The 13509-nt window shown below is 51.0% G+C and carries 13 protein-coding genes; all 13 read left to right on the plus strand.

Annotated elements, in window-relative coordinates; genetic code table 11:
• Nucleotides 1-68: 68 nt before the first annotated feature.
• The 13 genes from ACFIOZ_RS07250 to rfbC all read left to right on the plus strand — a co-directional run bounded on the left by ACFIOZ_RS07250 (nt 69) and on the right by rfbC (nt 13052).
• Nucleotides 69-476, plus strand: coding sequence for a DVU3141 family protein (locus ACFIOZ_RS07250; protein WP_386083010.1), 408 nt, complete (start codon nt 69-71; stop codon nt 474-476).
• Entirely contained in the window at nt 476-2224 is a 1749-nt protein-coding gene (locus tag ACFIOZ_RS07255) for a polysaccharide biosynthesis/export family protein (RefSeq protein WP_386083011.1), read from the plus strand. Before ACFIOZ_RS07250 ends, ACFIOZ_RS07255 begins: the two co-directional genes overlap by 1 nt.
• Nucleotides 2225-2333: 109 nt before the next feature.
• On the plus strand, nt 2334-3149 hold the full coding sequence (locus ACFIOZ_RS07260) for an ABC transporter permease (RefSeq protein WP_386083012.1): 816 nt from the start codon (nt 2334-2336) through the stop codon (nt 3147-3149).
• A 3-nt stretch (nt 3150-3152) separates the two neighbouring features.
• On the plus strand, nt 3153-4250 hold the full coding sequence (locus tag ACFIOZ_RS07265; RefSeq protein WP_386083014.1) for a chain-length determining protein: 1098 nt from the start codon (nt 3153-3155) through the stop codon (nt 4248-4250).
• Between the two features lie 49 nt (nt 4251-4299).
• Nucleotides 4300-4650 carry a four helix bundle protein gene (locus ACFIOZ_RS07270; protein WP_386083016.1) on the plus strand — a complete coding sequence of 117 codons (351 nt, stop codon included), beginning with the start codon at nt 4300-4302 and terminating at the stop codon, nt 4648-4650.
• Between the two features lie 78 nt (nt 4651-4728).
• The gene (locus tag ACFIOZ_RS07275) at nt 4729-6165 is read left to right on the plus strand and encodes an MBL fold metallo-hydrolase RNA specificity domain-containing protein (protein ID WP_386083018.1); all 1437 of its coding nucleotides are present in this window, start codon (nt 4729-4731) and stop codon (nt 6163-6165) included.
• A 53-nt stretch (nt 6166-6218) separates the two neighbouring features.
• A complete protein-coding gene (locus ACFIOZ_RS07280) occupies nt 6219-7127 on the plus strand; it encodes an ABC transporter ATP-binding protein (RefSeq protein WP_386083019.1) in 909 nt (302 codons plus the stop codon).
• Between the two features lie 40 nt (nt 7128-7167).
• Nucleotides 7168-8238 (plus strand): dTDP-glucose 4,6-dehydratase, encoded by a 1071-nt coding sequence (rfbB, locus tag ACFIOZ_RS07285; RefSeq protein ID WP_386083020.1) that lies wholly within the window; start codon nt 7168-7170, stop codon nt 8236-8238.
• A gap of 89 nt (nt 8239-8327) precedes the next feature.
• Nucleotides 8328-9212, plus strand: a complete 885-nt coding sequence (gene rfbD, locus ACFIOZ_RS07290; protein ID WP_386083021.1) for a dTDP-4-dehydrorhamnose reductase — start codon at nt 8328-8330, stop codon at nt 9210-9212.
• A gap of 70 nt (nt 9213-9282) precedes the next feature.
• Entirely contained in the window at nt 9283-10617 is a 1335-nt protein-coding gene (locus tag ACFIOZ_RS07295) for a hypothetical protein (protein ID WP_386083022.1), read from the plus strand.
• On the plus strand, nt 10614-11513 hold the full coding sequence (locus ACFIOZ_RS07300; RefSeq protein ID WP_386083023.1) for a hypothetical protein: 900 nt from the start codon (nt 10614-10616) through the stop codon (nt 11511-11513). Before ACFIOZ_RS07295 ends, ACFIOZ_RS07300 begins: the two co-directional genes overlap by 4 nt.
• 42 nt (nt 11514-11555) lie before the next feature.
• The gene (gene rfbA / locus ACFIOZ_RS07305) at nt 11556-12440 is read left to right on the plus strand and encodes a glucose-1-phosphate thymidylyltransferase RfbA (protein ID WP_386083024.1); all 885 of its coding nucleotides are present in this window, start codon (nt 11556-11558) and stop codon (nt 12438-12440) included.
• Between the two features lie 60 nt (nt 12441-12500).
• Nucleotides 12501-13052 (plus strand): dTDP-4-dehydrorhamnose 3,5-epimerase, encoded by a 552-nt coding sequence (gene rfbC / locus ACFIOZ_RS07310; RefSeq protein ID WP_386083025.1) that lies wholly within the window; start codon nt 12501-12503, stop codon nt 13050-13052.
• Nucleotides 13053-13509 lie beyond the last annotated feature (457 nt).

Consider the following 13509-nt stretch of genomic DNA (forward strand, 5'->3'; position numbering starts at 1 on the left):
GAGTAGGGCAAGGGAATACGCCCGTTACAATCCCTGGGCGGTAGCGTGCCTTTAATTTGGAATCGAATATGCCATCACCCCAACGTTCATTCGTGTCGCCGGCTCGCATGCTGCTGGCGGCGCTCAGTCTCGTCATGGTCAGCGGCTGCGCCTCATACCCCTCCGGCGCTAGCCATCAAGAAGCACAATATGTGCTCAGTAATGACCCCGCCACATTGCTGCAAGATCCCAACCTCAACGACTTCCTGAGCAAGAGCCCCGCAGGCGCAGTGCTCAACCTGGTGCAAAGCCCATGGGGCGATAACGTCGAGATCGTCGCCGACGCCGCCTACCTGGCCGCCAGCGGGCGCGAATGTCGTAAGCTGCAGGTAATCGGAGTGGCAGGTAATGCCGCCCGCCCAGCGCTGGTGTGTAAAACACCCAATGGCTGGGTCAACCAACGCGTTGTGGCGCAAACATCACAGGGGCGCAACTAATGAACGTTTTAAAAATGCTGAACCGCGCATCGTTCAAACGCACCATAGCCGTGGCTTCCCTGGCGCTGGTCAGTACCTTCACCGCCAGCTCCACCCTGGCGCAGTCGCTAAGCCTCTCCGACAGCATTCTGCCTGAGCAGAGCGGGCAACAGAGAGGCCAGCAGGGCGCAGGTGCCCAGCAGGGGGAAGTGAACGACACTCCCCGCGCAGACTGGCGCAGCGGCACCTATGGCCCGGTATCGCTACCCCCACAAGACCCGGACGCGCTACCACCGTTTGGCGCCAACCTGTTTACTGGCGGTTTCCGTGGCGCCATGGGCGATGGTCTAAACCCCGATTACAAGATCAAGCCAGGCGATCAGGTCACCGTACGTGCCTGGGGCGCCTTCGAGTTTGACCGCGTACTGCCGGTAGACGCCCAAGGCAATATCTTCATCCCCGGCTCTGGCCCGCTGAATGTAGAAGGGCAAAGCAGCCAGCAAGTCGATAACAGCGTGCGCAGCGCGATCACCTCCGTTTACCCGGATAACGTCGAGGTCTACACCAACCTGCAAGGCGTACAGCCGGTCGCGGTTTATGTCACCGGCTATGTAGAAAACCCCGGCCGTTATGCAGGCACCCCCAACGACTCGCTGCTCTACTTCCTAGATCAAGCAGGCGGCATCGACCAGGATCTGGGCAGCTACCGCCAGGTGCGCGTGGTGCGCAACGACACCACAGTAGCCACGGTCGATCTTTACGACTTCCTGCTCAATGGCAGCATTGCCCGCCCGCAGTTTCAGGATGGCGACACCATCGTAGTGGAAGAGCGCGGCCCGGCCATTGCCGTGGGTGGCGATGTACACCGTGAACACCGCTACGAGTTAATCGGCAACCAGCTCAGCGGCGCCGAGCTGGTCAACCTGGCGCGGCTGAAAAGTGGTGTTTCCCATGTACTGCTGCGCGGTGACCGTGAAGACGGCCCCATTGCACAATACTTCCCCATCGACATGTTCGCAGGCCAAACTATTCGCAGCGGCGACGAAGTGCTGTTCAGTTCCGACAAGCGCAGCGAAACCATTGTGGTAGAAGTAGAGGGCAGCTACTACGGCCCCTCGCGCTATGCGCTACCCAGGGATGCTCGCCTGAGCGAACTGCTGGATGCCATTGCCGTGCCGGAAAACATGACCGCCGTGGAAAGCATCTCAATCAAGCGGGAGAGTGTAAAAGAGCAGCAAGCGCAATCGCTTGAAGACAGCCTGCGCCGCCTGGAAACCACCTACCTGGGCGCGCCTTCCAATACCAACGAAGAGGCCCAGATTCGAGTTCAGGAAGCGCAGTTGATCCAAGACTTCATCGCCCGCGCCAGTGAGCTAGAGCCCAGCGGCCGCTTGGTAGTGGCCTACGATGGCCGCATCTCCGATATTCGCCTGCAGGATGGCGATGTAGTCACCATTCCTGAAGTGAGTGACTCCATGCTGATCAGCGGAGAAGTGTTGGTGCCCCAAGCCGCGGTGTATCGTCCCGGCATGAGCGTGATCGACTACATCGAAGGCGCCGGCGGCTTCACCGAGCGTGCGGATGACGACCACATTCTGGTGGTACGCCAGAACGGCGCGGTTGAAAACGCCCGCAACGTGAACCTACGCCCCGGCGACGAAATCCTGGTTATGCCCGCTGCACCCACCCACAACCTGCAGCTAGCCTCAACGCTGACGCAAATCCTTTACCAGGTAGCCGTGGCCACCAAAGTAGCGGTTGATCTGTAATAGGTGAGGTGTAAGGAGTGAATGGTGAGGAGTCAAACAAACTCCTCGCCCCTCACGATTAACACCTCACACCTAACACCTCACACCTAACACATGCAAAAGTAACGCTATGGATAACATAAACGCTCAGCCCCAGCCACGGCGCGCCCGCACGCCGTGGCAGGTAACCCGCAGCGTCTGGTACGCCATGTTTATGCGCGAAGCCATTTCGCGCACCATGGCTGATCGCATGGGCTGGTTCTGGATGGTATTTGAGCCAGTTGCCTTGGTTGGAATCATGGTCGGCATCCGAAGTTTTGTCAGTGGTGACCAGTTGATAGCCAATGCACCTTTTATTCCCTGGATGATTGCTGGAATGATGGGATTTTTCCTGGTGCGTGAAGGCATGATGCGTGGCATGGGGGCTGTGGAGGGCAACAAAGCACTGTTTGCCTACCGGCAAGTACAACCGGTAGACCCAGTATTGGTGCGCAACTTCCTGGAAGGCATGCTACGAAGTTTTGTATTCCTAATCTTTATAGTCGGTGGCTTGATGCTAGGGTTGGATATGTACCCTGACAATGCGCTTCGGGCTATGGGGGCTTGGTTGTCGCTATGGTGTCTCGGTATCGGGCTTGGTTTAGTCACATCCGTCGCATCAGCGTTAGTGCCAGAGGTGGGCAAAATCATAAGGATGCTTTCGTTACCACTACTGATCATCTCGGGGGTACTTTTGCCGCTAAATAGCTTGCCACATTGGGTGCTGAAATACCTGATGCTCAACCCCATTCCCCACGGGCTTGAAACGCTGCGTCTTGGTTTTTTTGAAAATTACCACGTGGTCAACGGCACTAGTATGCTTTACTTCTGGCTATTTACATTTTCGCTAATTGCCTTAGGGCTGTTAATGCATCTGCGCTTTATTGATCGGTTAAAGGCACAATAATCCATGCAACGTTCGTTACATCATTTTGTAAAAAAATCCCCACACTGGGCCGTGGCGATAGTCGCAATTATCTTGGTCTCCTTCTACTGGTTTGTATGGGCGCAGGATCGTTATGTTTCACGCGCAACTGTAGTGTTAGAAAGCCCCCAAGTAGCCACTCCAGAGATTAGTTTATCTTCAATCATGGGCGGTGGTGGCGGCAATACCAAAGATCTGCTGCTACTGCGTGAACACTTACTATCCGTGGATATGCTGCGTCGCCTGGATGAAGAATTAAATATCCGCGACCACTACACCGAACACGGCGATATTTTTGCCAGGCTACATAACCACGATGCACCGATTGAAGACCTGCACAAATATTATCTGCGCCGGGTAACGGTAGAGCTAGATGAGTACGCAGGGGTGCTGAATGTTCAAGTAGAGGGGTATACCCCTGAGTTTGCGCATCAGATGACCACACTATTGCTGGAAGCCGGTGAAGACCATATGAATGAAATGGGGCACCGCTTGGCCGAAGAGCAGGTTAAGTTTTTAGAGCAGCAAATGGTGCGCCTGGATGAACGTTTCTCTGAAACACGCGAAGCGTTGCTGGAGTACCAAAATGAGTACGGGCTGGTATCGCCCACAGATACCGTTACAAACATTAATCAAGTTGTCGCAACACTTGAAGCAGACTTAGCTCGCCTACAAGCTCAGCGTACGGCGCTCTCTAGCTACCAAAGCGCGCAATCGTCAGAACTACGCCAAGTAGAGCGTAATATCAGCGCACTACGAGACCAAATTGTTGAGCAGCGGGATCGTATCGCCCAGGCCTCCGGTGATTCACTCAACAGTGTTTCAGCGCAATATGAAACGCTAGAACTACAGGCTCAGTTCGCCCAGGAAACCTACTCCAGCGCACTCGCCGCATTAGAGAACACCCGCCTGGAAGCCGCCCGTCAGCTAAAGCAAGTAAGCGTGCTGCAAAGCCCGTTAATGCCGGAATACCCCACAGAACCGAACCGTCTCTACAACAGCAGCGTATTCGCCATCATCACAATTTTCCTAGCCTTCATCCTCAGCATGCTGATCATGATCATCAAGGATCACAGGGACTAGGTGAGTCGTAAAGCGTGAGTGGTGAGTCGTAAGTGGTAGGGAGGTGGGAATGAGGAAGCATCAGGAGCTGAAAGTTTGGCAACGGGCGATGGATCTGGTCGAACATATCTATCAAATTACGTCGCTATTTCCTGATGACGAAAGATTTGGTCTCACAAGTCAGATGAGGCGAGCTGCCGTATCAATTCCAAGCAACATTTCAGAAGGTGCAGCAAGAGGAAGTGATAAAGACTTTATTCGTTTTTTGTTTATCGCACGTGGCTCGTTGAGTGAAATAGAAACCCAGGTGCTGATTGCCCAGCGCCTTGGTTACATCCGGGATGTGACAACTGCCATTGAATTAATTCACCAAGTATCTGGTTTACTCGGTGGGTTGATTCGCCATTTACAAAATCGATAATTCCTCACAACTCACAACTCACAACTCACAACTCACAACTCACAACTCACAACTCACAACTCACAACTCACAACTCGTATGCTCGAAATAATCCACCATGGCGGCGCCACTGGTGTCACCGGTAGCTGTCACCAACTGATTCTCAATTCAAAAGAATCCCTACTGGTGGATTGCGGCCTCTTTCAAGGCGAAGACGCCGCAGAAAACAGCTTCGAGCAGCTTCAGATTGAATTCGATATTAGCACCGTCAAGGCCCTGATCATCACCCACGTACACATCGACCACGTGGGTAGGCTGCCTTACCTGCTGGCCGCTGGTTTCACCGGCCCTATCATCTGCTCGATCCCCACGGCCAAACTGCTGCCACTGGTCATTGAAGACGCGCTAAAAATCGGCTTTACCCGCAACGCACAGCTAATTGAGCGTTTCCAAGCCCAGTTAGAACAGCAGATTGTTAGCGTGCCTTACGGAAAATGGCACAACATAGGCTCAGGTAGTGATGTAAGCGTTCACTCCGGTGCTGGTTCTGGTATGGGCGGAAAGGGCATCACCCGCGTCAAACTCAAACGGGCAGGGCACATACTCGGTTCCAGCTACGTAGAAGTAAGCTACCAGGATGCGAAAACCGGCGAAAAAGAGCGTGTCGTGTTCTCCGGCGATCTAGGCGCCCCCTATGCCCCATTACTACCCGCGCCAAAATCACCTTACGGCTGTGATCAACTGGTACTCGAAAGCACCTACGGTAACCGCCTACACCCAGACCGCCGCCAGCGCCGAGCCACCCTGAAAGCCGCGGTAGAGCAAGCACTCGCTAACGGCGGCACGGTGATGGTGCCTGCGTTCAGCATTGGCCGCACCCAAGAACTGCTGTACGAGCTGGAAACCATCATCCACCAAGCGCGCTCGCCACAATGGCAGTCGCTGGAAATAATTGTCGATTCACCGCTGGCCGCACGCTTTACCAAGGTTTACCGCGAGCTAAAACCCTACTGGGATAAAGAAGCTCAAAGCCGCCTCCGCAGTGGCCGTCACCCGCTCAACTTTGCCAACCTCTACACAGTGGACAGCCACGCAGAGCACGAACAAACCGTGGAGTACCTGGCCAAAACAGGTCGCCCAGCAATAGTCATTGCCGCCAGCGGTATGTGTGCAGGCGGGCGCATTATGAACTACCTAAAAGCCATGCTCGGCGATAAACGCCACCAAGTACTGTTTGTGGGCTACCAAGGCGCAGGCACCCCAGGGCGGGATATTCAGCAGTACGGCCCCCAGGGTGGCTGGGTAATCATAGACGGCGAGCGAATCGATATAAAGGCAGGCGTGACCTCTATCAGCGGCTACTCCGCCCACGCCGATCAAAAAGACCTGCTCAACTTCGTAAAGCGTATGCGCCGCTGGCCCAACACCATTCGTCTGGTGCACGGTGAACAAACCGCCCGCGGAACGCTCAAAAGCGAGTTGGAAAAACTCTATAAGCGAAAGGGAAAAGAAGTGAGAGTAGTGACTGGTAAGTAGTGAGTTGAGGAGCATTCACGATTCACGATTCACACCTCACGATTCACAAACAAATGATTGAGATAAAAAACCTCTACAAACGCTACCACAATCACCACGGCAGCGATTGGGTACTCAAGGACATCAACCTGACGATCCCCACCGGGGTAAGCGTGGGGTTGATCGGCGCGAACGGTGCGGGTAAATCCACGCTGCTGCGCCTTATCGCCGGCATGGATAAGCCTGAGCGTGGCGAAGTTATCCGTCATAGCCGTGTTTCCTGGCCAGTAGGGCTTTCAGGCGGTATGCAGGGCAACATGACGGGAAGGCAGAACGTTAAATTCGTGGCCCGCGTGCAAGGCAGTGGCCCTTCGGAAGTAAAGCGGGTGATCCAGTTTGTAGAAGACTTTGCTGAAATTGGTAGCTCTTTTGATGAACCGATTCGCACCTACTCATCCGGTATGAAATCGCGGATCTCTTTCGGGCTTTCATTAGCCTTTGATTTTGACGTGTACATCTCCGACGAAGCCACCGCCGTAGGCGACAGGGCATTTAAAGCCAAAGCCAAAGAGCTGTTTAATTCCAAAATTGGCCAAGCATCGCTGATTATGGTTTCCCACTCGGAAGGCATCTTAAAAGACCTCTGCCAAGCGGGCCTCTACCTCAAAAATGGTAAGGCTCATTGGTACGATGATATTAAAAAGGCCATTGAGAACTATCACGCAGACTCAGACGCGAAGAAAAATGGGACAGCTTTACCCTCTGACATACCAAGCGCCCGTCGATACCTGCAAGACTGCCACTCAACACTAAAAGGCGCCCAGGAAGCCGTAGCGGAATTTCAAACGCAGGATGCACCACCGCAAGATATTGCCGCGGCGAAAAACGAAGTCCAAAAGGCGGGTAAGGCCGCGCGTGAAGCCCGCGAGCATCTTGAGATGTTGCAAGAGCTGCAGCGTCAAGAAAAGCGCAAATCTGCCTGATTATATATTTTTTAAATCATTACTAGCTATTAAGAGACATATGAACACTAAGACATTTCTAATTACCGGTGGTGCTGGCTTTATCGGCTCAGCAGTTGTACGTGAACTTATTCAAAACTCAGCCCACCGCGTAGTGAATGTAGATAAGCTTACTTACGCCGGTAATTTAGAGTCGCTCGCTAGCGTTGAAACCAATGAGCGTTATACTTTTTTGCAAGCCGATATTTGCGACGCACACGCTATGCAGCAACTGTTTGAAAAACATCAGCCTGATGTTGTGATGCACCTAGCGGCAGAAAGCCATGTGGATCGCTCCATTGATGGCCCTGCTGAGTTTATCCAAACAAATGTGGTTGGCACCGCAGTGTTATTAGAAGCCGCCCGAAGCTACTGGAAAACGCTCCAAGAGCAAGATGTCAGTAAAGCTGAAGCGTTTCGTTTTCATCACATATCAACCGACGAAGTCTATGGCGATTTAGAAGGCACGGATGACTTATTTACCGAAGAAACATCTTATGCCCCAAGCTCCCCTTATTCGGCCAGTAAAGCCAGTTCTGATCATTTAGTGCGCGCTTGGCAGCGTACCTATGGCTTGCCCACGTTGGTAACCAACTGCTCAAATAACTATGGCCCGTTTCATTTTCCCGAAAAGCTCATCCCGCTGATGATTCTCAACGCCCTTGCCGGTAAGTCACTTCCGGTTTACGGCGATGGGCAACAGATCCGCGACTGGCTGTATGTAGAAGACCACGCCCGCGCATTGATCAAAGTAGCCACAGAAGGAAAAGTAGGTGAGACCTACAACATCGGTGGTCACAATGAAAAAGCCAACCTCACAGTCGTAGAAACTCTGTGTGATCTACTACAAGAGCTAGTACCCCAAGAAACCTCTTACCGCGATTTGATTACCTTCGTGACCGACCGCCCCGGCCACGATGTGCGCTACGCCATAGATGCCAGCAAAATCGAACGCGAGCTAGGATGGGTACCAGAAGAAACCTTTGAAACCGGTCTGCGCAAAACCGTGCAGTGGTACCTGGCCAACGAAACCTGGTGGAAACGCGTACAAGACGGCAGCTACCAAGGCCAACGCCTAGGCACCAACTCATAGCGCGTGGTAGAAGCGCACGCACCCGCGAAAGCAGCGCGGAGCGGTGCTACCTGCACTAGCTTTCTGCGTGTATGAAAAGGATTCCTCCAATGAATATCTTCATCACCGGCGGCAACGGCCAAGTCGGCTTTGAACTCCAGCGCCAATTTGCCATATTCGGTAATATCATGGCCCCTATACGCCAAGAGCTCGACCTAACCAACGCCCAAGCGGTGGATAACTATCTGGCAGAGCACAAGCCAAGCCTTATCCTTAACGCCGCCGCTTACACAGCGGTCGATAAAGCCGAAAGCGAGCCAGAGCAAGCCAAGCGCCTCAATACCGAGCTGCCAGCACAGTTAGCCAAGTATGCTGTCAAGCACAGCATTCCGCTGGTGCACTACTCAACCGACTACGTCTACCCAGGTGATGGTGAAATTCCCTGGCAGGAAGACAGCCACACGGCACCGTTAAGCATGTACGGTCGAACCAAGCTGGAAGGTGATCAGGCCGTTACCCAAAGCGGTTGCCAGCATCTAATTTTCCGCACCAGTTGGGTATACGCCGCCCGTGGCAATAACTTTATGAAAACAATGCTGCGCTTAGGTCGCGAGCGTGAAGCACTCAGCATCGTTAACGACCAAGTAGGTGCCCCTACACCCTCACGTCTAATTGCCCAAGTAACCACACTAGCTTTTACACATTCGCTAATGCCTCACATAACATCAGGTATTTACCACGTAGCGCCGCGAGGGGAGACAAGCTGGCACGGTTTTGCTTGTGAAATTTTTCACCAAGCCCATGAACATGGGGAAGAGCTGGCGATCACACCAAATGCTACGGATGGGATACCAACCATAGACTACCCAACGCCCGCCCAACGTCCGCTCAATTCCCGGATGGCAATCAGCAAGCTAGAAAATGCTCTGGGTATTGCCTTACCCACTTGGCAAAGCCAGCTAGCGCTAACGCTGAAAGAACATTTGAATAAGTGAAGAGTACAGGTGATGAGTTATTGCCTTTCTCCTCACTTTTTAACGAAATACCGCAAGGAGCTACACTAAAATGTCGTTGGTAATATACCTAGGGCTGAATGCCTTTACGCACCAGCCTAACTCACTGTTGCCACCGGGTCAGTCGCCGCTGCAGCTGCAGGCACTTCAGGAAACGGGGCAGAAAGGCACTGTATTACTGGATGAACTGACAGAGTCAGCAGCCCAACTCATTAGCCAATGGTTGGCAGGCAATAAGGAAAAGCGCATTCAACTGCTATGGCCACAGCCGGTGCCTTATATTGCCGCGCTAACCGCTCAAGGCAGCGCACCCAGCGATCTCCAGCAGAGTTGGAAAGCCCAGGCTCAACGACTAGTAGCACTGTTTCGTAAACATCGTAGGCAACTGAATCTTTACGGCTATGTGCCAGGAAAACAGCTGAGCCAAGCAGATGAAGCGCTTACCCAGTTGCCACTGCTAGATATTTCGCCCTTGCACCGTTTAGCGGCTGCTTATTTGCTGAATGAAGATTCCGAATTACAGTTGGCGCACGCATATCTGGCCGCCAGCAGTCTAGAAACTAGCGAATGGCAGCAAGATGCCGCTCAAGTCATTACTGACGCACTGGAACATCAAAAAGCGTTACAAAACGCCGAATTGGAAAATCAGAAGTATCTAGACCAAGCCCAACGAGCGCTTGAACAACAGCAGCATGAGCTTAATGAAAGCCAAAAATCGGCTGAGAAAGCTAAGCAAACAGCACAAGCACTCAACGAGGCTAAAGAAGAAAATAGCCAAATGAGCCATGAGATGCATAAAGCTCAAGAGGCGCTGGAAAAAGCGCTAGACGAGAAAAAGCAGCAGACTCAGCGGATTAAGCAAGTAGAAGATGAAAATGATCTGGTAATTAAAGAACTTCATCGTGTACAAGAAGCTGTAGAGGAATTATTAATCAGCAAACAACGGGCATATATATTGCAGAAAGAGCTAGAAGAGCTGCAAACACTAGTGCGCTGGTTACGAACACACGCCTACCGCCATGCTACTGCAGCGTATCGCAATATCCGGGCCTACAAAAAATCATTGCCCAAACAAGTAGCTCAAGTTGAAAACAGCACCTACTTTAATGCTCAATGGTATTGTGAACAGTATCCAGACGTTGCTAAATCGGGCATGAATCCAGCTGAACACTACGTAAAATTTGGTGCGTTGGAAGGCCGAAACCCCAGCGCCGATTTTGTGACCGAATATTACCTAACACAGCATCAAGACGTTGCCGCTTCAGGCCTACACCCACTGCTGCATTACGTGAAATATGGCATGTCAGAACAGCGTGAAACGCAGCCACAACACCAGCTTCCTGCTCCTCAACAAAATACCCACATAACTAAGGAGCGTGCCGAATGAGCGAACACCCCGCACCCCTGTTGCTTCACATAGGCCCGCTACGCAAAGAGAGCAAAAAAGTTCTTCAGCAGTCGAAAACGCCCGCACTTGTAGTTTGTCCGCCGCATAGCACAGCTGAGTACATTCCACTGAAAAACAGTGCACGCTTTGCTACTGCATGGGTAACGCCCCTAGGTAATGAACAATCTTGCTACCGCTACAGCCTTGAAGATTTCAACAGCCTAGCAGAAGCCAAAAGTCTAAAAGAGCTCTACCCGGGCGTAACGTTACAGCAGTGCCGCACAGTTGAAACCCATGCAGTGGGCGATTTATTAAAAGAGCAGGGCTTGGAAGATAGTAGCGTAACCGGGCTGATTATTGAGCAAGCCGACCAGGCTATGCCTCTACTTAAGAAATTGAAAGAACAAGGCTTGCTGGCAACACTAAGCCACCTCTGGGTGCGTACCAGTTCGATATGCCTTTACGTAGACATGCCCGTACAGAGTGAATTGGTCAAATGGTGCGAAGAGGAAGGCTTTGAGCCAGTAAAAGAAGATGCCGAAGACCCAGAATTTAGCTTGCAAGCCTTTAAGCGCAATCGCCTACACGGTGTGTTAAAAAAGACTCAGCAGCAAAGTAACGAACATAAGAAAAAGTTCGAGGCCATGAGCCAGGAACGCGATGCGCTGAGCAAAACGTTGGAGGCTAGCAAAAAAGAGGTTGCCCGAGCAAAGGAGGAAAGAGAAACCCTGAGTAAAGAAATTCAGGTGCTAAGACAGAAAAACCAGCAGTTAACCAACGAAAGCAGTGAAACGCAGCAAAAACAGCGACAGTTAGAAATAGAGTTGGAAAGGGCGGAGGCCCAGTTAGAATTAATCAAAGAGCTACTGCTGAAAGATAAATTGCTGAGTAGCTAAGCAATCGACTAATGGCCCATTGATTTTTAAGAAGGAGAAGTTATGTCACGTAAAGGAATTATATTAGCAGGTGGTTCTGGAACTCGTTTGCATCCGATTACTCGTGGAGTCTCTAAGCAGCTACTGCCTATTTACGATAAACCGATGATTTATTACCCTGTTTCGGTTCTTATGCTGGCGGGTATTCGTGAAATTCTAATTATTTCTACCCCAGAGGATTTACCCCAATATCAAAATTTGCTGGGTGACGGCACGGATTTCGGTGTGCACTTTGAATATGCTATACAGCCGAGCCCAGACGGCCTTGCTCAGGCATTTATCATTGGCGAAGAATTTATTGGTCAAGATTCAGTATGCTTAGTGCTGGGCGACAATATCTTCCACGGACAGCACTTTTCGGAACAGCTTAAGCGTGCCGACCAGCAGACTAGCGGAGCCACTGTGTTTGGTTACCTAGTAAAAGACCCGGAGCGATTTGGCGTGGTAGAATTCGATGAAAAGGGTACAGCGCTTTCCATCGAAGAGAAGCCTAAACAGCCTAAATCTAGCCATGCGGTAACGGGCCTCTATTTCTACGATAACGATGTGGTGGAAATTGCCAAAAATGTCAAACCATCTGAGCGTGGCGAGCTGGAAATTACCAGCATCAATAATGCATATTTGGAACGCGGTGACCTGCGCGTAGAACGCTTAGGTCGTGGCTTTGCTTGGCTAGATACAGGCACACACGACAGTTTGCTAGAGGCTAGCCAATATGTACAAACTATTGAACATCGCCAAGGGCTGAAAATAGCCTGCCTTGAAGAAATTGCCTGGCAGCATGGCTGGATCAGTGATGCACATCTCACCAAACTAGCCAAGCCTCTCTCGAAGACCCAGTACGGCCAATACCTTCAACGCCTTTTAAAAGTGAAAGGTAAAATGTGAGGTAGAGAGAGCCTATACCTGGCTTCTAACACTTCACTTTTCACTCTTTACGAGCTATCTATGCAATACGAAAAACTTGCTATACCCGAAGTAGTACTTCTCACTCCTCAAGTATTTGGCGATGAGCGCGGTTTCTTTATGGAAACCTTCCGCCAGAGTGAGTTTGAGGAACATTGTGGTAATTACCAATTCGTTCAGGATAACCACAGCAAATCCAAGCAGGGCATTCTGCGCGGCCTGCACTACCAGCATGCCAAGCCCCAGGGCAAGCTGGTGCGCGTTACCCAAGGCGAAGTGTTCGATGTAGCGGTAGATCTACGAGAAAGCAGCCCAACCTTCGGCCAATGGGCAGGCGTACGTCTCAGCGCTGATAACAAGCAGCTACTTTGGGTACCGCCTGGATTCGCCCATGGGTTTTACGTCATCAGTGAAGAAGCGGAATTTCAGTATAAATGCACGGACTATTACAACCCAGGCGACGAGTATTCGCTGCTATGGAACGATGCAACACTTAATATAGAGTGGCCGTTGGTGAATGGAGAAGCACCCCAGCTGTCTGGAAAGGATGAGAAAGGGCAGGCGCAGGAATGGAACAATTGTCTAAAATTTTAAAACTGAAACCAAGATGAGCTTCTTTAAAGCACCTTGTAACTGAGAGTTATAAGGCGCTTTAACAGAAAGATAAAATGAAAAAATTTTAGCAATCGTTTTTATTAAAAGAGTGAACAAGATCAGGGCGTACTATCTTATTAAATTTTTCACTGAAAAATTCGTAATCTATGTCCTTCAAGATAGGTTTTAGTTTTTTAAAAAGATAAGCTGTATCTTTTGTAAGCCTGGTATAGCGAATCAAAGTCACTGGTATGTCAGCATGCCTTGCTTCTTGTTGATAATGCTTTGTATGGTGGTTAATTTTTTAGCGTGTTGCGCCTTGCAATGTCAAATTTTTTTTCACAATGCAGCTTGTGGCTAACCTGAACGCAAATATTAGTGAAATGGCTCAGTTTTAATGAAATTGTTTCGCTCTGATACACAGGGTCATTGATAGCTAACGAAGTACTAATCATTG

Origin of the sequence: Vreelandella sp. F11 (genome assembly GCF_042466685.1) — a bacterium.
GTDB lineage: Bacteria > Pseudomonadota > Gammaproteobacteria > Pseudomonadales > Halomonadaceae > Vreelandella.

Coding starts and splice junctions, on each gene's coding strand:
- ACFIOZ_RS07250 (WP_386083010.1), top strand. CDS start 69: ATGCCATCACCCCAACGTTCATTCGTGTCGCCGGCTCGCATGCTGCTG.
- ACFIOZ_RS07255 (WP_386083011.1), top strand. CDS start 476: ATGAACGTTTTAAAAATGCTGAACCGCGCATCGTTCAAACGCACCATA.
- ACFIOZ_RS07260 (WP_386083012.1), top strand. CDS start 2,334: ATGGATAACATAAACGCTCAGCCCCAGCCACGGCGCGCCCGCACGCCG.
- ACFIOZ_RS07265 (WP_386083014.1), top strand. CDS start 3,153: ATGCAACGTTCGTTACATCATTTTGTAAAAAAATCCCCACACTGGGCC.
- ACFIOZ_RS07270 (WP_386083016.1), top strand. CDS start 4,300: ATGAGGAAGCATCAGGAGCTGAAAGTTTGGCAACGGGCGATGGATCTG.
- ACFIOZ_RS07275 (WP_386083018.1), top strand. CDS start 4,729: ATGCTCGAAATAATCCACCATGGCGGCGCCACTGGTGTCACCGGTAGC.
- ACFIOZ_RS07280 (WP_386083019.1), top strand. CDS start 6,219: ATGATTGAGATAAAAAACCTCTACAAACGCTACCACAATCACCACGGC.
- rfbB (WP_386083020.1), top strand. CDS start 7,168: ATGAACACTAAGACATTTCTAATTACCGGTGGTGCTGGCTTTATCGGC.
- rfbD (WP_386083021.1), top strand. CDS start 8,328: ATGAATATCTTCATCACCGGCGGCAACGGCCAAGTCGGCTTTGAACTC.
- ACFIOZ_RS07295 (WP_386083022.1), top strand. CDS start 9,283: ATGTCGTTGGTAATATACCTAGGGCTGAATGCCTTTACGCACCAGCCT.
- ACFIOZ_RS07300 (WP_386083023.1), top strand. CDS start 10,614: ATGAGCGAACACCCCGCACCCCTGTTGCTTCACATAGGCCCGCTACGC.
- rfbA (WP_386083024.1), top strand. CDS start 11,556: ATGTCACGTAAAGGAATTATATTAGCAGGTGGTTCTGGAACTCGTTTG.
- rfbC (WP_386083025.1), top strand. CDS start 12,501: ATGCAATACGAAAAACTTGCTATACCCGAAGTAGTACTTCTCACTCCT.